Genomic DNA, 17,274 nt, shown 5'->3' with positions numbered 1-17,274 from the left:
GAGCCATGATCAAACTCTTCAATTTAAGATTTTGTGACTCAACGAATACTGACTTCAAAACTAATATTCATTCGAAAATGAACATGTAATTCTAAAGCAATTACCATTCCAACAGAATGGTAATGAATTGACTGTGCCGAATAACTACAAGTAGTTAAACGTATTGGTCACTCAGTTCATTGAAATCAATTTGTTACCGAAGTAACTGCTATTACCTAAGTAATAACGTTTTGATATTCATCAACGAGTGCCCACACAGATTGATAGGTTTAAATTGTTAAAGAGCTTTTCCTTTTTGAGCTTCGCTCAAATCGGACGGCCATTTTAGCGATTTAAGTTTTAGTGTCAACCACTATTTTCAAAACTTTTTTCAAGCGCTTAGCTTGGCTAATTTGACCTGCTGATTCGTTTTGGTTTCTTACGAAGCCTTCCCGTTTCAACGAGGTCGCATTATAGAGATTTCGATCACACTGGCAAGCCCTTTTTGAAGTTTTTCTTACTTTTTTGATTGTTCGAGCGTTTTTTGTTCAAAACACTCCATTTTCACTAGTATTCCCCTTAATTAAGAGCTTAAGGTGCCTATATAAAGGAGGATTTATGAGTTCAATACGCAGTTATAAAGGAATATCCCCTCAAATTGGGCAAGGTGTCTATATAGATACAAGTTCGGTACTGGTTGGTGATATCAAAATCGGTAACGACTCTAGCGTGTGGCCTTTGGTTGCAGCTCGAGGGGATGTGAACCACATTCATATTGGAGAGAGAACGAATATCCAAGATGGTAGTGTCTTGCACGTCACCCATAAGAATGCTGAAAACCCTGAGGGTTACCCTCTATTAATAGGTAATGATGTCACTATCGGACATAAAGTAATGCTGCACGGCTGCACGATTGAAGATCGTGTACTTGTTGGTATGGGAGCGATCGTGTTGGATGGCGTGATTATCCAAAAAGAAGTGATGATTGGTGCTGGTAGCTTGGTACCGCCTAATAAAGTACTTGAAAGCGGTTATCTCTATGTAGGAAGCCCAGTAAAACAAGCTCGCCCATTAAATGATAAAGAGCGAGCCTTTTTACAGAAATCAGCTGACAACTATGTTCAGAATAAAAATGACTATCTAGACTCTGTGCTTCCAGTCTAAAGCGCTTTGATCTGAATCCGATTAGAGGAGTCATACTCCTCTTCTTCTATTAACTCTTCCGCTAGCTCTTCAATATCGAAACGTAACTCTGAAAAGATAACTAAAGCTTGATCGCCTTCTTCTATATCTCTTCCTGCCAATTGTGATAATTCCTCAATAGACATGACGCATTCAATCAATGCGCCCGACTGTTGTGCTGGGAATGTGATTGTTCGGCTCTCTTCATCCCAATCTTGGATATCAGGAAATAGAATTGATTGATTCATTTTTTATAAACACCTCATTACATCTCTAGGTTTTTACGTAATTCTCTTAAAATCTGTTTTGTTCCCGGACGAAGACCACGCCAAAGCATAAAGCTCTCTGCTGCCTGCCCCACTAACATACCCAAACCATCATAAGCAGCATGAACACCATTATCTAATGCCCATTGATTGAATACTGTGGTTCCCGATCCATAAACCATGTCATAAACGGCGCTATTAGAATTGAAAATCACCTCAGACACTTCAGGAAGCTGCCCACTTAGACCAGATGAGGTCGAGTTAATAATGACATCAAAGCCTTCATTAACATCACTTAGCCCCATACCTTTGATATTTCCATGCGACGAAAACATCTCAGCCAATAGTTCTGCCTTGGAGCTGGTTCGATTAGCGACCACCAGCTGTTGTGGTTTTTGGTCGAGAAGAGGTTGAATCACTCCTCTCGCAGCACCACCAGCGCCAAGAAGAAGAACACGTGCTCCTTTTAGCGTGACTTGATGTTGAAGCAGGTCTTGAACTAAGCCCTCACCATCGGTGTTATCACCAATGATCTCTCCGTCATCTAACTTCTTAAGGGTATTTACGGCACCGGCCAGTTCAGCTCTTTCAGTCAGGCGATTGGCAAACAGATAAGCATCTTCTTTAAATGGCGCTGTGACATTACACCCTCGACCACCTTCACTAAAAAACGCTTGGGCAGCAGTGATGAATTCACCATGCTCTGGCTGAAGTGCTGTATAGGTAAGTTGTTGGCTGGTTTGGCGAGCAAATAATGTGTGAATGAATGGTGATTTGCTTTGCCCAATAGGGTTACCGAAAACGGCATAACGATCTACTTGCTGTATCATATCCTTACCTAACAGAAATAAAAAAGGTCATCTATATAGATGACCCTATCACTATCCCTATAAGGAAGGAAGAACTACCAAACTCGAGGCTTTAGGTAGTCGCTATAAAGCAGAGCTTCCGGTGAACCCGCTTGTGGTTCGTAGCGGTATTCCCAACGAGCCAATGGCGGCATCGACATCAATATAGACTCTGTGCGACCACCGCTTTGTAGACCAAATAGGGTGCCACGATCATACACTAGGTTAAATTCAACATAGCGGCCACGACGGTATAGTTGGAAGTCACGCTCACGTTCGCCATAAGGTGTCTCTTTGCGTCGTTCTACAATTGGTAAGTACGCCGCAGCAAAGCCTTCACCGACCGCCTGCATGTAAGCAAAGCTCTTATCGAAGCCCCACTCATTTAAGTCATCAAAGAACAAACCACCCACACCACGTGTTTCATCTCTATGTGGAAGATAGAAGTACTTATCACACCATTCTTTGTGCTCTTGATAAACATCATCACCAAATGGCGCACAAAGATCTTTGGCTGTTTGATGCCAAGATTGGCAGTCTTCGTCGACAGGATAAAATGGCGTTAAGTCAAAACCACCGCCAAACCACCAAATTGGGGGTTCCCCTTCTTTTTCTGCAATGAAGAATCGAACGTTCGCGTGTGAGGTTGGGATATATGGGTTTTTAGGGTGGATAACTAATGAGACACCCATTGCCTCAAACTTGCGTCCGGCTAATTCAGGGCGATGAGCGGTGGCTGAGGCTGGCATCGCCTTACCCGCTACGTGAGAGAAGTTAACCCCACCTTGCTCAAATACCGCACCGTTGGTCATCACACGAGTTCGACCACCACCACCAAGGCGCTCGCCAGGCTCACGCTGCCATGCATCTTCTTCAAACAGTGCTGTACCATCAGCTTGCTCAAGCTGCTGGCAAATCGAATCTTGTAGGCTCAGTAAAAACTGTTTTACTGCTTCTTTATCAATTGCTGACATCTTTCTTCCTCTGCAGGGTTTAACCCTGTCTTAATATTTTCGACGTTTTTGCATCTCTAATTTCGCTTGGCTTCTCACGGCCACCCGTTTGACCTTCTAAAATAGCCACCAAATGTTGGCCAAGTTGCAGCTGAACTTCTTCAGTCGTCATACAAGGCGGCTCGCCGGTCAGGTTAGCACTGGTAGAGGTTAATGGCTTACCAAACTCATTACACATTCTTTGAACCAAAGGGTGATCAGTCACTCGTACCGCGATGGAATCAAATTGACCACTTACCCAGTCAGTAACTTTGCTGCTGGTTGGCATAATCCAAGTGACCGGACCTGGCCATGTCGCTTTCACTGTTGCCAACTGCGCTTCCGTCAATTGGCTTTCATCAATGTAAGGTAACAGTTGCTCGTAACTCGCAGCAATTAAGATCAACCCTTTCTCGATCGGTCGTTGTTTTAGGTCGAGTAATTTCTTGATGGCTTGTGGATTATCGGGATCACAACCGACCCCAAAAACGCCTTCGGTCGGGTAAGCAATGACTTCACCTTGTTGTAATGCCTGCAAAGTATGTTGAAAGTTATCCACGGGTTGCCTCATTAATTCAGTTATCTAACTCACTAAGTGTACAAATTATCATTCACTGTGACTAAAGCTATTTGTTTATAAAATGTATCAATTAACAACTTAGACTGACGCAAACGTTTTCCTTAAGCAATTTTACCCGTATAATGCGCGCAAAATATCTAATCACTAATTAAATCGTACCTGAAGGAGTTTGAGATGACTGTCGGTATTATCATGGGTTCTAAATCTGATTGGCCAACAATGAAGCTAGCTGCAGAAATGTTGGATCAGTTTGGCGTGGCGTACGAAACAAAAGTGGTTTCTGCTCACCGCACACCTCAGTTGCTTGCTGACTACGCAACCAGTGCGAAAGAGCGCGGTATTAAAGTGATTATTGCTGGTGCTGGCGGTGCAGCGCACCTTCCGGGCATGGCTGCTGCTTTCACAAGCGTACCAGTTCTGGGTGTTCCAGTTCAGTCTAAAGCACTGAAAGGCATGGACTCTCTGCTTTCTATCGTGCAGATGCCGAAAGGTATCGCGGTAGGTACTTTGGCTATCGGTGAAGCAGGCGCTGCCAATGCAGGTATCCTCGCGGCTCAAATCATTGGTACACACAATGAAGAAGTGATGGCAAAAGTAGAAGCGTTCCGCTCTGAACAAACAGAAACGGTTCTAGCTAATCCAAACCCTGCAGAGGACTAATTTCCATGCATGTTCTTGTGTTAGGCGCGGGCCAACTTGCTCGCATGATGTCCCTAGCTGGGGCACCGCTGAATATTGAAATTTCTGCTTTTGATGTTGGCAGCAAAAATATTGTTCACCCATTAACGCAAGCGATTCTAGGTAACGGCTTAGAAAATGCGATTGAGCGTGCGGACGTCATTACTGCTGAATTCGAACATATTCCTCACGATGTACTTGAGGTGTGTGAACGCAGCGGTAAGTTCTTACCGACAACAGAAGCAATCAAAGCAGGCGGTGACCGTCGTCTTGAAAAAGCCCTGTTAGACGAAGCAAATGTGAAAAATGCCAAATACTACGTGATTAACTCTCGCGAAGACTTTGACGCTGCGATCGCTCACGTTGGCTTACCAATGGTCTTGAAGAGCACACTGGGCGGCTACGATGGTAAAGGTCAATGGCGCTTAAAGACCTTAGACAATGTTGACGCGACTTGGGCAGAAATGGCCGAGTGCATTGCCGCAACAGACAACCAAGCAATTGTGGCTGAAGAGTTTGTTCCGTTTGACCGCGAAGTATCACTGGTTGGTGCTCGTGGTACCAATGGCGAGATTCAAATGTACCCACTGGCTGAAAATGTTCACACCGACGGCGTGTTGAGCTTATCAACAGCCATTGACGACATTGAACTGCAAGAGCAAGCGAAAGCCATGTTCACTGCTATTGCTGAGCGCCTAGATTACGTTGGTGTGCTAGCACTTGAGTTCTTTGATGTTCAAGGTTCACTGCTGGTTAATGAGATTGCACCACGAGTTCATAACTCTGGCCACTGGACGCAGCAAGGCGCTGAAACTTGTCAGTTTGAGAACCACCTACGTGCCGTATGTGGTATGCCACTAGGCAGCACTAAACTGATTCGTCCCACCGCAATGATCAACATTCTTGGTGAAGATACCCTACCTGAGGCAATTCTTGCTCAAGGTGGTTGTCATGTTCATTGGTATGGCAAAGAGAAGCGTGCAGGTCGTAAGATGGGCCACATTAACGTGAGCGCTGACTACAACGCAGAGCTACAAAGAGCATTGTGCTCATTGGCTGACATTCTTGATAAGCAAGCCTACCCAGCTGTGCATGAGTTTGCTGAGCAGATGAAGTAAGCCTACATTGGCTTATTGATATAAAAAGTTCATTGGATATAGAAACGGCGCTCATTGAGCGCCGTTTTTTTTATTTCTGATCAGTCACTTACTGCGAATAGTATTACTACTGAGATTGAATGTGATGACACTTGCGATCAGCGCATTGCATCTTGGTGCCACTGGCCGTTTTCTTCTCCAATAACAGCGGGAACTGGCACTGTTCACAACGACCTATAACAGGTGGCTGATTAACGGCAAACTTACACTTAGGGTAGTTATCACACGCATAGAAGGTTTTGCCATAGCGAGATTTACGCTCAACCAAGTGGCCTCGACCACACTCAGGGCAGGCAACAAGTGGCTGTTCTTCAGGTTGTTCTTTCGGTTGATCCAAAGATTCGATGTGATTACACGTTGGGTAACTACTACAACCAATGAACATCCCAAAGCGACCTTGCCTTAATACCAATTCGTTTTGGCATTTAGGACACGGCACGCCCAGTTCTTTCACCACATGACCATCATTTTGATGAAGAGGCTTGATGTAATCACAGCTCGGATACTGCTTACAGCCTAAAAATGGGCCGTGCTTACCATGGCGAAGCTGAAGCTCCCCACCACACTGTGGACATGGTTCATGCTCTAACGCATGTTCATGTGCTGAAAAAAGCTGATTATCAATCTTACTACTCATGACAAGCCTGTATTAATGCAAGATACCTTGCTCTTTGGTGTACAACAGCTCTTCCATTTGCGTGTAAGCACTTTCATTACCCGGCACATTAAATAGCACCATTAAGATAATCCATTTCAGATCATCCAATTCAAATTCGTTGGTCTCAAGCCCCATCACACGATCAATCACCATTTCACGAATCTCTGTCGTGAGCACGTTGATCTGCTCAAGGAACAATAAGAAGCCTCGACACTCCATATTAATACGTGAAATCTCTCGACTGGTATAAACACGCATCGATGTATTGGAGCACATAGTAATCGCCGCTTGGTTGTCAGTATCTTGCAGTGCAGCAAGATCTTCTAACCAATGGAGGGCCTTGTAAATATCATCTTGGTGAAACCCTGCTCGAAGAAGCTCATCTTCCAGTTCGTCTTGATCCACCTGCAATTCAGAATCGCTATGGATGTAGGTTTCAAACAAGTACATCAGTATGTCCATCATCATAGCTAGCCTCTCCCCTTTCGAATATAGCCACCGGAAACTGCAACAACATGCCCTGAGAGCTCAAGCTCTAAAAGCTGCATCATGACCTCATGCACAGGTATATGGGTTCTCTGTGCCAAAATATCAACGGGTGTCGCCTCTAGTCCTACGTTAGCTAACAGCTGTGGAAATGGCAATTGTTCATTTTCACTCTTGTTCGGCGTAGGTTCGAACAAACTGGGCTGCTGATCTATAGACCAGTCTAACAGACTCTTTATTTCAATTAGAACATCTTGAGCGCTCTGTACCAAACATGCCCCAGCCTTAATTAGACTGTTGCCTCCACGACTGGTTGGGTTATGAATCGAACCGGGAAGCGCAAACACTTCGCGGCCTTGCTCCATCGCATAACGCGCCGTAATCAGAGAACCGCTTTTCTCAGCCGCCTCAACAACGAGAGTCCCCAAAGACAACCCACTTATAATACGGTTACGGCGAGGGAAATGTTCAGGTCGAGGTTTGGCGCTTGGACGGAACTCTGAGATCAGCGCGCCATTCTCACAAATTCTATCCGCTAGATTTCGGTGACGTGCAGGGTAAATGGAATCCAAGCCAGAACCCAACACCGCAAAAGTTTCCCCTCCTTTATCTAGAGCACCATCATGAGCGTAGCCATCAATACCGAGCGCTAAGCCACTGGTGACAATCAAACCGTTTTGGACAAACTCTTTAGCAAAGGACTTCGCGGTTTGCAGCCCTTCGAGACTGGCGTTACGACTACCGACCATAGCAATTTGAGGCTCAATAAGTTTTTCAAGATGACCTTTAACGAAAAGCACACTTGGTGCAGAGGCTGTCTCGTTCAGCAGTTTGGGATAATGCGGGCAATTAGGGGTAATGATGTGATGGTTGGGCAGCCTTGCTTGCCACGCCAGGCAAGCCTCCACTTCTCTTGGGGCTTGCTGTCTTAAGTAAGAAATCTGCTTAGCAGACAAACCGATCGCTTGCAGCTGTTGGCTGGAGTAACCAACAATATTCGATGGGGAATCAACACTCAGCAGACGAGAAAGACGCTTACCACCCAGTTGCGGAACAAAGCTCAGCGAGAGCCAAGCGATCAGTTGTTGCTCATTCACTCGGTGCCCTTAATCTCTTCCGTCAACGCAAGATCCAAAGGCGATACCGCCAGAATGTCATTACTAACCGGCTTGGAGCTTTGAGTGATCAACGCCAAGCTAAAATACTCGTAAGGGCGAATAACCATCAAGCTGCCCAGCGAGGTACTTGGCAATTGCACCTTATCGCTCGCTGTTGATTCTTTATAGCTGTATTCACCTTGCTTACCAAACACCACAGCCCCACTCTCGCTAAGGGTGAACATAGATCCCTGACGAAGGTTGTCCAGTGAGCCTTTATTAATAACGACCACCTGATTCTTTGCGCTGTATTGGCTGCCATCTAATGAACCCAAGATATTAGCAAACTGACCCGCCGCACTAGGCGCTGGATAAAATGTGGTTGAGAGCTTCACCTGATCAACACCAAGCTCCGGTAACACGAGATCGTTAAGCAGTACCTCTTGCAGTTGAGTCTCTATCTGTAAACTACTGAACTCAGCGTCCACTTCTTTTAAGCGTGCCGTGGCGACCAAACGCAACGAGGTCATACTCGCTTGAGGTTGCTGTCGCTGGTAGGTTTCAACGGCGCGGTAGATACCCCACTTTTGATGTTGTTGGTTGCCCGAGATAAACAACCGGTCTTCACCCGATAAGAATCTCTTTCCATCACTCGTCCCTAACACTCGTTGAGCCGATTGAATGTCTTGCTTTTCAACCAAGCGGTCAGATTGTAGATACGGCAGAACCAACCCCTCATTGACGGTTGGCACCGCTTTCTTCTCCGAGACACGAATCTTAGGGCTCAGCTTGATAACCGGTTTAAGACTCAATACCGGCTCACCATTAATCCAAACCAAAGACAGTTTATCTCCGGGATATATAAGATGAGGGTTTTCTATCTCAGGGTTTACCTGCCACAACCTTGGCCATAACCACGGGCTATCAAGATACATCGCAGATATATCCCATAAGGTATCGCCCTTTACCACCACATACGCCTCAGGTGCGCCCTGCTTAATGGTTAAAGGTTGAGCACTATTTTCAGCCGTAGCGGCGAACGAAAGCGAGGCACAAACAAGAGAAAAAATGGGAGAAAAATGACGCATGACCTAGGTTCCTTGGTCTGAATATATGACATCTGATTTGAGAATTACCTTCAGGATGCTGTCATTTGACCTCTAAAATGTCTAGAATTGAGCCAACAAGGTTTAAGCTGTTTCGGCACAGTTCAATATTTCGAGTGTATATGTCTGTATTACAAGTATTAACATTACCAGATGATCGTCTACGTACCGTGGCGAAACCGGTAAAAGAAGTTACCCCAGAGATTCAAAAGTTCGTTGATGACATGATTGAAACCATGTACGACGAAGAAGGTATCGGCCTTGCGGCAACGCAAGTAGATTTCCACCAACGCATCGTTGTTATCGATATTTCAGAAACACGTGATGAGCCAATGGTGCTGATCAACCCTGAAATTACTGAGAAACGCGGCGAAGATGGAATCGAAGAAGGCTGCCTATCTGTACCAGGCGCTCGAGCTCTAGTACCTCGCGCTGCAGAAGTAACGGTTAAAGCATTAGACCGTGACGGCAACGAATTCACATTCGACGCTGACGACCTTCTGGCTATTTGTGTTCAGCACGAACTTGACCACCTAGAAGGCAAGTTGTTTGTTGATTACCTATCGCCACTAAAGCGTAAACGTATCCAAGATAAGCTAGCGAAGATCAAACGTTTCAACGAGAAACAAGGTTAATAACCGCTGCTATTACTAAATTAGAAGGAAGCCTACCTTGAGTCAGTCTTTAAGAATTGTCTTTGCAGGTACTCCGGATTTCGCCGCCCGTCACTTGGCGGCGTTGTTGTCTTCGGAGCATGAAGTCGTTGCTGTTTACACACAGCCAGATCGCCCAGCAGGCCGCGGTAAAAAACTCACTGCGAGCCCAGTAAAAAACATCGCACTTGAAAACAACATTCCGGTTTACCAACCAGAAAACTTCAAGTCAGATGAGGCTAAGCAAGAGCTAGCTGAATTGAACGCTGACATCATGGTTGTTGTCGCTTACGGCTTATTGCTTCCGCAGGTTGTATTAGATACGCCTCGCTTAGGTTGTATCAACGTACATGGCTCTATCCTACCGCGCTGGCGTGGTGCTGCTCCGATTCAACGCTCTATTTGGGCCGGTGATAAAGAGACCGGCGTAACGATCATGCAGATGGATATCGGCCTAGATACTGGCGACATGCTCAGCATCGCAACGCTGCCTATCGAAGCGACAGATACTAGCGCATCGATGTACGAGAAATTAGCGGGTCTTGGCCCTGACGCTCTTGTTGAGTGTTTAGCTGACATCGCTTCTGGCAAAGCGGTTGCAGAGAAGCAAGACGATGAGCTTGCTAACTACGCGAAGAAGCTAAGCAAAGAAGAAGCTCGTATCAACTGGAGTGATGAAGCAGCTCATATTGAGCGCTGCGTTCGTGCCTTCAACCCATGGCCAATGAGCCACTTTGAAGCTGCTGAGAACAGCATCAAAGTATGGCAAAGCCGTGTGGCAGAGCAAACTTCTGATAAGCCTGCAGGTACTATTCTGCAAGCGGATAAAACTGGTATCTACGTAGCAACAGGGCAAGGCGTACTTGTTCTTGAACAACTGCAAGTTCCAGGTAAAAAAGCCATGTCAGTTCAGGATATCTTGAACTCACGTGCAAGCTGGTTTGAAGTTGGTACTCAACTTTCTTAATCCGCTTTTAAAGCTGTTCATTACGCAGCTTAGAAAACCTTTACGAGGGCAGAGATGCCCTCATGTATTCAAATAAATATTCGGTACCCCTCATGAATGTTCGCGCTGCTGCTGCAAATGTCCTATTCCAAGTTGTCGATAAAGGCCACTCTCTTTCACACGCTCTCCCTGCGGCTCAAAAAACGATCCGTCCGCGAGACCATGCTCTACTGCAAGAGATTTGCTACGGCGCACTTCGTTACCTGCCTCGTTTAGAGTCAATCGCTAACGAACTGATGGAAAACCCGCTTAAAGGTAAGAAGCGTGTATTCCACCACCTAATCTTGGTGGGCATTTACCAACTAAGCTTCATGCGTATCCCTTCGCATGCTGCGGTTGCTGAAACGGTTGAGGGTACTAAAACACTGCGTGGTCCAAGCCTGAGTGGTTTGATCAACGCTGTGCTACGTAGCTACCTACGTGACCAAGAAGAACTGGACGAAAAAGCCGTTAGCCACAATGCAGGCAAATACGGCCACCCAAGCTGGATTCTAAAAATGCTTCAAGAGAGCTACCCAGATCAATGGGAGCAACTGGTTGAAGCAAACAACAGCAAGGCACCAATGTGGCTGCGCGTTAACCGCCAACACCACACTCGTGACGAGTATGTTGAACTGCTTAAAAACGAAAACATTGAATACACATTGCACCCTGAAGCAGCCGATGCCATAAAATTAGCTGCACCTTGTGATGTTACTTTGCTTCCTGGCTTCGACAGAGGTTGGGTATCAGTGCAAGACGCTGCCGCTCAGCTTTCGGTTGATTACCTAACACCAAAAGATGGTGAGCTGATCCTAGATTGTTGTGCTGCGCCAGGTGGTAAAACGGCACACATTCTTGAGCACACTCAAGACACTGAAGTGGTTGCGATTGACTGTGACATTAAACGCCTAGACCGTGTTTACGATAACCTTGAGCGTCTACAACTGCGTGCCGACGTAATTTGTGGTGATGCTCGCTACCCTGAAGAGTGGTGGATGGGTGATAAGTTCGACCGTATCCTGCTTGATGCACCTTGTTCAGCGACTGGCGTAATTCGCCGTCACCCTGATATCAAGTGGCTACGTCGTGCATCTGACATTGATGCACTGGCTGAACTGCAAAGCGAAATTATGGATGCAATGTGGCGTCAGCTGAAAGAAGGCGGCACCATGGTTTATGCGACATGTTCTATCACGCCGCAAGAAAACGTGCTGCAAGTGAAAGCATTCCTAGCACGTACTGAGAACGCAACGCTGGTTGGGTCTGATATCGAAAATCCGGGTCGTCAAATACTGCCTGGAGAAGAAGATATGGATGGCTTCTACTACGCAGTTCTAGTAAAACAGGCATAACAACTAACAGCGGCTAAGAATTTATTTCTTAGCCGCTGTTTCTTTCTAGTGCATTATCAAAATAAAGTTAGATAACTAGAATTACCACGGTAAAGAAAAGAGAAAGGCTATGAAGATCATTATCCTAGGTGCTGGACAAGTTGGCGGTACCCTTGCTGAAAACCTGGTTGGTGAAAACAACGACATCACCATTGTCGACCGTAATGCTGACCGACTTCGTGAACTTCAGGATAAGTACGACCTTAGGGTTGTAAACGGTTATGCCAGCCACCCAAACACACTACGTGAAGCGGGTGCGCAAGATGCCGACATGTTGGTTGCCGTAACCAACATGGATGAAACCAACATGGCTGCGTGTCAGGTTGCTTTCTCTCTTTTCAATACGCCGAACCGAATTGCCCGTATTCGTTCTCCTCAATACCTAGAAGAGAAAGAAGCGCTATTCAAATCAGGTGCTATCCCAGTCGATCACCTGATCGCACCTGAAGAACTAGTGACCAGCTACATCGAGCGCCTGATTCAATACCCAGGCGCACTGCAGGTTGTGAGCTTTGCTGAACAAAAAGTGAGCCTAGTAGCAGTAAAAGCCTACTACGGTGGTCCTCTGGTCGGTAATGCACTGTCTGCTTTGCGTGAGCACATGCCGCACATCGATACTCGTGTTGCCGCGATTTTCCGTCAAGGCCGCCCTATTCGCCCACAAGGCACCACCATCATTGAAGCCGATGATGAAGTGTTCTTCGTCGCAGCGAGTAACCACATCCGCTCAGTAATGAGTGAGCTGCAGCGCCTAGAGAAACCGTACCGCCGTATCATGATTGTCGGCGGTGGTAACATTGGTGCAAGCTTGGCAAAACGCCTTGAGCAGAGCTACAGCATCAAGCTTATCGAGCGCAGCTACACCCGTGCCGAGAAGCTATCTGAAGAATTAGAAAACACCATCGTCTTCTGTGGTGATGCAGCAGACCAAGAACTGCTGACCGAAGAGAACATCGATCAAGTTGATGTGTTCATCGCTCTAACCAATGAAGATGAAACCAACATCATGTCCGCAATGCTGGCTAAGCGCATGGGTGCCAAGAAAGTAATGGTGCTGATTCAACGTGGCGCTTATGTCGACCTTGTTCAGGGTGGCGTGATTGATATTGCCATCTCGCCACAGCAAGCGACGATTTCTGCACTGCTTACTCACGTTCGTCGTGCTGATATCGTAAACGTATCATCTTTACGTCGCGGCGCTGCTGAAGCGATTGAAGCCATTGCTCACGGTGACGAAACCACATCTAAAGTGGTTGGCCGAGCGATTGGCGACATCAAGCTACCACCGGGCACCACTATTGGTGCGATTGTTCGCGGAGAAGAAGTACTTATCGCGCACGATAGAACCGTAATCGAACAAGATGACCACGTAGTGATGTTCCTAGTGGACAAGAAATACGTACCTGATGTTGAGTCTCTATTCCAACCGAGCCCGTTCTTCTTATAGCCTTGTTCTCGTAAGCTTGTTCTCACAACCTTCTTCTTGTGAGAACGATGCTCCAGCTCAAAGCGATGGTCTATTAAGCTATGGTCAACTTTCGTCCGATATTATTAGTGATAGGGTTAGTGTTATCAAAACTCGCCCTTTTCATGTACATCCCTACATTGGTTGCCTTTTTCACAGGCACCGGTGGCTTCCTCGAGTTTGGTCAGTCGGTAGTGATCACGCACATTGTGGCGTTCATCTGCTTAAGCTTAGGCCGTTCAGCTAAGTTCCGACTTGGGGTGCGGGACATGTTCCTGATCACCTCTCTGGTATGGACGATAGCCAGTGCCTTTGCTGCACTGCCGTTTGTCTTCATCAACCACATCAGCTTTACTGACGCCTATTTTGAAACCATGTCTGGTATCACCACAACAGGCTCAACCGTATTAAGCGGCTTAGACAGCATGGCACCAAGCATTCTGCTATGGCGTTCAATACTGCAATGGTTAGGTGGCATCGGCTTCATCGTTATGGCGGTAGCGGTTCTACCAATGCTCAACGTCGGTGGTATGCGCCTGTTCCAAACCGAATCATCCGATTGGTCAGATAAAAGCAGCCCACGAGCAAAAACGGTCGCGAAGAACATCGTGGCGGTTTATCTGGTTCTTACTGGGTTGTGCATCATTAGCTATCTGTTTGCAGGCATGGGTATCTTTGACGCGATCAATCACGCCTTCACGACACTTTCTACGGGGGGGTACTCAACCTCAGATGGCTCGATGAACCACTTCTCTAACAGTGCTCACTGGGTGGGAACCCTGTTCATGTTCCTTGGCGGTCTGCCATTCCTACTGTTTGTTGGCGCACTGCGTGGTAGAAAACTCTCAATCCTCTACAAAGATGCGCAAGTGAGAGGCTTCACCTATCTATTCTTAGTCACCAGTGCCGTGATATCGACATGGTTGGTGGTTAGAGATGGCTACACAGTCATGGATGCGATGCGTGTTTCGATGTTTAACATTGTATCTGTTGTGACTACAACCGGTTTTGGCTTAGAAGACTTCACCGCGTGGGGTGCACTGCCAACGACCTTGTTTGCGTTTCTAATGATGGCGGGCGCGTGCTCAGGTTCAACCTCTGGCGGTATCAAAATCTTCCGCTTCCAGATCGCGATGACCATGCTCCACAAACAGATGATGAAGCTAATTCACCCGTCGGGTGTGTTTGTTCAACGTTATAACCAACGCCCCGTAAATGACGACATTGTGCGTTCACTGGTCGCATTTGGTTTGATGTTCTTTATTACGATTATCTTAATTGCAGGTGGCTTGAGCGCGATGGGGCTTGATCCCGTGACCAGTATATCTGGCGCTATCACAGCCGTTGCCAACGTTGGTCCAGGTATGGGCAGCGTGATCGGTCCAACCGGGAACTTTGCTCCACTGCCCGACGCCGCTAAATGGTTGCTAAGCTTAGGAATGCTGATGGGGCGACTTGAGATATTGACGCTCATTGTTCTATTTTTCCCAGCCTTTTGGCGACGCTAACCAAGCACAAAATCAAGGAAACACAGATGAAATCATACGTACTTCTCGCTGGCGCATTGCTCGCAAACTCAGTATTCGTAAGTTCTGCCTTTGCTGATCAAATGGTCACATTGCCTGATGGTAAGCAAGTGTTACTCAAAGATGATTTTACTTGGCAATACGTGGCACCGAAGCAAACGGAAGCAGCAGCGACAACATCTGAGGTCGCAGTGCCTGTTTCAGCAGCGCCTATTGCAGCAGCCCCTGTCGTAGCCGTACCTGTCGCAACGAACACGCGTGGCACTACGATTGTGGTTAATAGTAAGAAGCCAAGCTTACAGCTGTCTCAATCAGGAGTGGATGTTGTACTGGGTGCCAGTCGCTATGAAGATGGTGAGCTTATCATTCCGACAGCCATCACCAACCAAGGCACTCAAGCGGTCATTTTGGTATCACTTAACATCAGCGTATTTACTGCAGAAGGTGAGTTGTTGGCAGAAGAAGAAGTTGCAGTGTGGAAATCAATCAAACGAATGGCCGACACATACCTTCGACCAAAGACGGGTGAAGAAGGCAAACTCATCAAGCTCGACCTAGAACAACACCCTGAATATCAGATTAAAGCTGAGATTACTGAGGTATTGGCTCGCTAAACCGGAGTCACGTACAAATAGATAGCGAAGAAATGGCAAGCGCAGCCCGCCAAAACAAACAAATGCCAGATGGCGTGGTTGTAAGGGATGCGTTTTGCCACATAGAAAATAACCCCCAACGAGTAGATCACGCCACCGAGCGCCAATAACACCAAGCCGCCTATCTCGATATTCATCGCCAGTTGATACACCACAATCAACGACAACCAGCCCATCGCTAAATAAATGAACAGCGATAGACGCTTAAATCGGTAGACGAAGGCAATCTTCATGATGATACCGACCAGAGCAATTCCCCAGATAACCGCCATCAAGCCCATCGCTAATGGGGTTCTTAAGCCAACCAATAAAAACGGCGTGTAGCTACCTGCGATGAGTAAGTAAATTGCACTGTGATCGAGGGTTTTCAATAAACGCTTGGTTTTTTCTGTGGTGATCGAGTGATAAAGCGTGGAAGCAAGAAAGAGCAGGATAATACTGCTGCCATAGATTGCCATACTGGCAACCGTCAACATGTCGGCTTGGTAATCAAACGCGCGAATCAGTAGCAAGATCAGACCAACCACGCCAAGCACGACGCCCAAGCCATGGGTTATCGCGTTAGCGCGTTCTTCGATGTCGCTGTATTCGCTAGCTGATGATGCAGACATGAGTATCCTACTAGAGTAAATGTTCAATTGACCTAGTATTGCACATTAAGCTTACACGTGTAAGCTTAAATTTTTATGACATAAAAGACGCCTAAACTGTGTGATGAGGCTAGGCTCTCTAAAGCTAAAGAACCAAAGAGCTAACTAAGAGGCGCTATCTAGATACTCAAGTACCATCTTGCCGGCTTCTTCCGGTGAGGTATCCAATGGCACACTTAATTGACGCTGTAGCTGACCCACTCCCAATAAGCTCGCCAACATGCCTTTGGCACCGTCGCGATTGCGGTCTATCTCAAACCACAACTTAAGCTCAGTTTCATCACGATGAGCAACAACCTCAAGCTCACGCCAGCGTCCATGATAAGGACCCGTCGTCGGGACAAACTCGAACTCTTGTACAAATGGCAGTTCAAAACCTTCTACCGCTTCACATTCCACTTGGCGGATACGTAAGCCTTGAGCTTCAAGCTCGTTGAAAATACCATCGAGGAGTGCGTCAGGGCGCACCGTTAAGATGTCTTTATCCGAAGGGTCAATCGCCATCGCAATATCGAGCCCGGTTTCTAGCCACACCTTTGAATCACCAATCGTGACCGGTGTGTTCAGCGGGACATCAAACTCACATTCAAAATCACGGGTTTCACCCGGCTGAATAACAAAGGCATACGGCAGGCTCCATTTGGCCAACGAGTATGTCTGGTGCATTCGACGTGTTTGGCCACCCTCTTGCCTTTGCGAGTTCATGGTAACTTCTTTGACGTAACGACAGCACAAGTTGAGATCGATATTGTCGATCTCTTGTGGCTGAGCGCCACCATAGACATGCACAATAATGCTCGCCTTCTTGCCTGGATAAAGCACTTCCTGCTGCAATACAGAATCCACCTTGGCAGATCCAATTCCAAAACTTGCTAACGTTTTCTTTAAGAACGACATATGCACCTCCTTTAAAGCATCA

General features: G+C 46.7%; 19 protein-coding genes. 9 read left to right on the top strand and 10 right to left on the bottom strand.

Features of this window, described 5'->3' with window-relative positions:
- The first annotated feature begins 597 nt into the window (after positions 1-597).
- Positions 598-1,143: a gamma carbonic anhydrase family protein gene (locus tag IQQ51_RS02105; protein ID WP_048611258.1), complete on the top strand. Its 546-nt coding sequence runs from the start codon at positions 598-600 to the stop codon at positions 1,141-1,143.
- Here IQQ51_RS02105 and IQQ51_RS02100 read toward each other — a convergent pair.
- From IQQ51_RS02100 to IQQ51_RS02085, 4 genes are all read right to left on the bottom strand, one after another.
- On the bottom strand, positions 1,140-1,409 hold the full coding sequence (locus IQQ51_RS02100; RefSeq protein WP_048611195.1) for a DUF1488 domain-containing protein: 270 nt from the start codon (positions 1,407-1,409) through the stop codon (positions 1,140-1,142). The two genes, IQQ51_RS02105 and IQQ51_RS02100, sit on opposite strands and share 4 nt — an antisense overlap.
- Positions 1,410-1,426: 17 nt before the next feature.
- A complete protein-coding gene (gene aroE, locus IQQ51_RS02095) occupies positions 1,427-2,257 on the bottom strand; it encodes a shikimate dehydrogenase (RefSeq protein WP_193840211.1) in 831 nt (276 codons plus the stop codon).
- Positions 2,258-2,331: 74 nt separating this feature from the next.
- Positions 2,332-3,249, bottom strand: a complete 918-nt coding sequence (hemF, locus tag IQQ51_RS02090; protein ID WP_193840210.1) for an oxygen-dependent coproporphyrinogen oxidase — start codon at positions 3,247-3,249, stop codon at positions 2,332-2,334.
- 19 nt (positions 3,250-3,268) lie between these two features.
- Complete coding sequence (locus IQQ51_RS02085; protein WP_193840209.1) at positions 3,269-3,826, bottom strand: L-threonylcarbamoyladenylate synthase; 558 nt, start codon at positions 3,824-3,826, stop codon at positions 3,269-3,271.
- A gap of 195 nt (positions 3,827-4,021) precedes the next feature.
- Here IQQ51_RS02085 and purE point away from each other — a divergent pair, with 195 nt between their 5' ends.
- Both purE and IQQ51_RS02075 read left to right on the top strand, forming a co-directional pair.
- Positions 4,022-4,507 (top strand): 5-(carboxyamino)imidazole ribonucleotide mutase, encoded by a 486-nt coding sequence (purE, locus tag IQQ51_RS02080; protein ID WP_004735777.1) that lies wholly within the window; start codon positions 4,022-4,024, stop codon positions 4,505-4,507.
- Positions 4,508-4,512: 5 nt separating this feature from the next.
- Entirely contained in the window at positions 4,513-5,643 is a 1,131-nt protein-coding gene (locus tag IQQ51_RS02075) for a 5-(carboxyamino)imidazole ribonucleotide synthase (protein WP_193840208.1), read from the top strand.
- 106 nt (positions 5,644-5,749) lie between these two features.
- On the opposite strand, the gene IQQ51_RS02070 is transcribed toward IQQ51_RS02075, so the two are convergent.
- From IQQ51_RS02070 to IQQ51_RS02055, 4 genes are read right to left on the bottom strand one after another with little or no spacing between them, the layout of a single operon-like run.
- Positions 5,750-6,319 (bottom strand): type I DNA topoisomerase, encoded by a 570-nt coding sequence (locus tag IQQ51_RS02070; RefSeq protein ID WP_050649824.1) that lies wholly within the window; start codon positions 6,317-6,319, stop codon positions 5,750-5,752.
- A 12-nt stretch (positions 6,320-6,331) separates the two neighbouring features.
- Complete coding sequence (locus IQQ51_RS02065; RefSeq protein ID WP_029235873.1) at positions 6,332-6,808, bottom strand: DUF494 family protein; 477 nt, start codon at positions 6,806-6,808, stop codon at positions 6,332-6,334.
- Positions 6,809-6,810: 2 nt separating this feature from the next.
- On the bottom strand, positions 6,811-7,923 hold the full coding sequence (gene dprA / locus IQQ51_RS02060; protein ID WP_193840207.1) for a DNA-processing protein DprA: 1,113 nt from the start codon (positions 7,921-7,923) through the stop codon (positions 6,811-6,813).
- Complete coding sequence (locus tag IQQ51_RS02055; protein ID WP_193840206.1) at positions 7,920-9,011, bottom strand: LysM peptidoglycan-binding domain-containing protein; 1,092 nt, start codon at positions 9,009-9,011, stop codon at positions 7,920-7,922. The genes dprA and IQQ51_RS02055 overlap by 4 nt, the downstream gene beginning before the upstream one ends.
- Positions 9,012-9,151: 140 nt before the next feature.
- Here IQQ51_RS02055 and def point away from each other — a divergent pair, with 140 nt between their 5' ends.
- The 6 genes from def to IQQ51_RS02025 all read left to right on the top strand — a co-directional run bounded on the left by def (position 9,152) and on the right by IQQ51_RS02025 (position 15,666).
- Complete coding sequence (def, locus tag IQQ51_RS02050; protein WP_017058772.1) at positions 9,152-9,664, top strand: peptide deformylase; 513 nt, start codon at positions 9,152-9,154, stop codon at positions 9,662-9,664.
- A gap of 37 nt (positions 9,665-9,701) precedes the next feature.
- On the top strand, positions 9,702-10,649 hold the full coding sequence (fmt, locus tag IQQ51_RS02045) for a methionyl-tRNA formyltransferase (protein ID WP_017058773.1): 948 nt from the start codon (positions 9,702-9,704) through the stop codon (positions 10,647-10,649).
- A 92-nt stretch (positions 10,650-10,741) separates the two neighbouring features.
- Positions 10,742-12,022, top strand: a complete 1,281-nt coding sequence (gene rsmB / locus IQQ51_RS02040; RefSeq protein ID WP_017058774.1) for a 16S rRNA (cytosine(967)-C(5))-methyltransferase RsmB — start codon at positions 10,742-10,744, stop codon at positions 12,020-12,022.
- Positions 12,023-12,131: 109 nt separating this feature from the next.
- Complete coding sequence (gene trkA / locus IQQ51_RS02035) at positions 12,132-13,508, top strand: Trk system potassium transporter TrkA (protein ID WP_004735766.1); 1,377 nt, start codon at positions 12,132-12,134, stop codon at positions 13,506-13,508.
- Between the two features lie 80 nt (positions 13,509-13,588).
- Positions 13,589-15,034, top strand: coding sequence for a TrkH family potassium uptake protein (locus IQQ51_RS02030; protein WP_052880500.1), 1,446 nt, complete (start codon positions 13,589-13,591; stop codon positions 15,032-15,034).
- A gap of 26 nt (positions 15,035-15,060) precedes the next feature.
- Positions 15,061-15,666 (top strand): DUF3157 family protein, encoded by a 606-nt coding sequence (locus IQQ51_RS02025; RefSeq protein WP_193840205.1) that lies wholly within the window; start codon positions 15,061-15,063, stop codon positions 15,664-15,666.
- Here IQQ51_RS02025 and trhA read toward each other — a convergent pair.
- Together trhA and IQQ51_RS02015 are read right to left on the bottom strand one after the other, a co-directional pair.
- Positions 15,663-16,316: a PAQR family membrane homeostasis protein TrhA gene (gene trhA, locus IQQ51_RS02020; protein WP_193840204.1), complete on the bottom strand. Its 654-nt coding sequence runs from the start codon at positions 16,314-16,316 to the stop codon at positions 15,663-15,665. The genes IQQ51_RS02025 and trhA overlap by 4 nt on opposite strands.
- A gap of 144 nt (positions 16,317-16,460) precedes the next feature.
- Entirely contained in the window at positions 16,461-17,252 is a 792-nt protein-coding gene (locus IQQ51_RS02015) for a sporulation protein (protein WP_048610874.1), read from the bottom strand.
- Positions 17,253-17,274 lie beyond the last annotated feature (22 nt).

Source organism: Vibrio sp. OPT18 (assembly GCF_015163615.1).
GTDB classification, from domain to species: domain Bacteria; phylum Pseudomonadota; class Gammaproteobacteria; order Enterobacterales; family Vibrionaceae; genus Vibrio; species Vibrio coralliirubri.
Note: the sequence above shows the minus strand (reverse complement) of the source record. Positions and strands in the feature narration are given on the sequence as shown.

Excerpts from the sequence above, each read along its gene's own strand:
- rsmB (WP_017058774.1), top strand. The coding sequence starts at position 10,742 with ATGAATGTTCGCGCTGCTGCTGCAAATGTCCTATTCCAAGTTGTCGAT.
- hemF (WP_193840210.1), bottom strand. The coding sequence starts at position 3,249 with ATGTCAGCAATTGATAAAGAAGCAGTAAAACAGTTTTTACTGAGCCTA.
- aroE (WP_193840211.1), bottom strand. The coding sequence starts at position 2,257 with ATGATACAGCAAGTAGATCGTTATGCCGTTTTCGGTAACCCTATTGGG.
- trhA (WP_193840204.1), bottom strand. The coding sequence starts at position 16,316 with ATGTCTGCATCATCAGCTAGCGAATACAGCGACATCGAAGAACGCGCT.
- trkA (WP_004735766.1), top strand. The coding sequence starts at position 12,132 with ATGAAGATCATTATCCTAGGTGCTGGACAAGTTGGCGGTACCCTTGCT.
- IQQ51_RS02105 (WP_048611258.1), top strand. The coding sequence starts at position 598 with ATGAGTTCAATACGCAGTTATAAAGGAATATCCCCTCAAATTGGGCAA.
- purE (WP_004735777.1), top strand. The coding sequence starts at position 4,022 with ATGACTGTCGGTATTATCATGGGTTCTAAATCTGATTGGCCAACAATG.
- IQQ51_RS02030 (WP_052880500.1), top strand. The coding sequence starts at position 13,589 with ATGGTCAACTTTCGTCCGATATTATTAGTGATAGGGTTAGTGTTATCA.
- IQQ51_RS02100 (WP_048611195.1), bottom strand. The coding sequence starts at position 1,409 with ATGAATCAATCAATTCTATTTCCTGATATCCAAGATTGGGATGAAGAG.
- IQQ51_RS02015 (WP_048610874.1), bottom strand. The coding sequence starts at position 17,252 with ATGTCGTTCTTAAAGAAAACGTTAGCAAGTTTTGGAATTGGATCTGCC.
- IQQ51_RS02065 (WP_029235873.1), bottom strand. The coding sequence starts at position 6,808 with ATGATGATGGACATACTGATGTACTTGTTTGAAACCTACATCCATAGC.
- IQQ51_RS02075 (WP_193840208.1), top strand. The coding sequence starts at position 4,513 with ATGCATGTTCTTGTGTTAGGCGCGGGCCAACTTGCTCGCATGATGTCC.
- IQQ51_RS02070 (WP_050649824.1), bottom strand. The coding sequence starts at position 6,319 with ATGAGTAGTAAGATTGATAATCAGCTTTTTTCAGCACATGAACATGCG.
- def (WP_017058772.1), top strand. The coding sequence starts at position 9,152 with ATGTCTGTATTACAAGTATTAACATTACCAGATGATCGTCTACGTACC.
- IQQ51_RS02025 (WP_193840205.1), top strand. The coding sequence starts at position 15,061 with ATGAAATCATACGTACTTCTCGCTGGCGCATTGCTCGCAAACTCAGTA.
- IQQ51_RS02055 (WP_193840206.1), bottom strand. The coding sequence starts at position 9,011 with ATGCGTCATTTTTCTCCCATTTTTTCTCTTGTTTGTGCCTCGCTTTCG.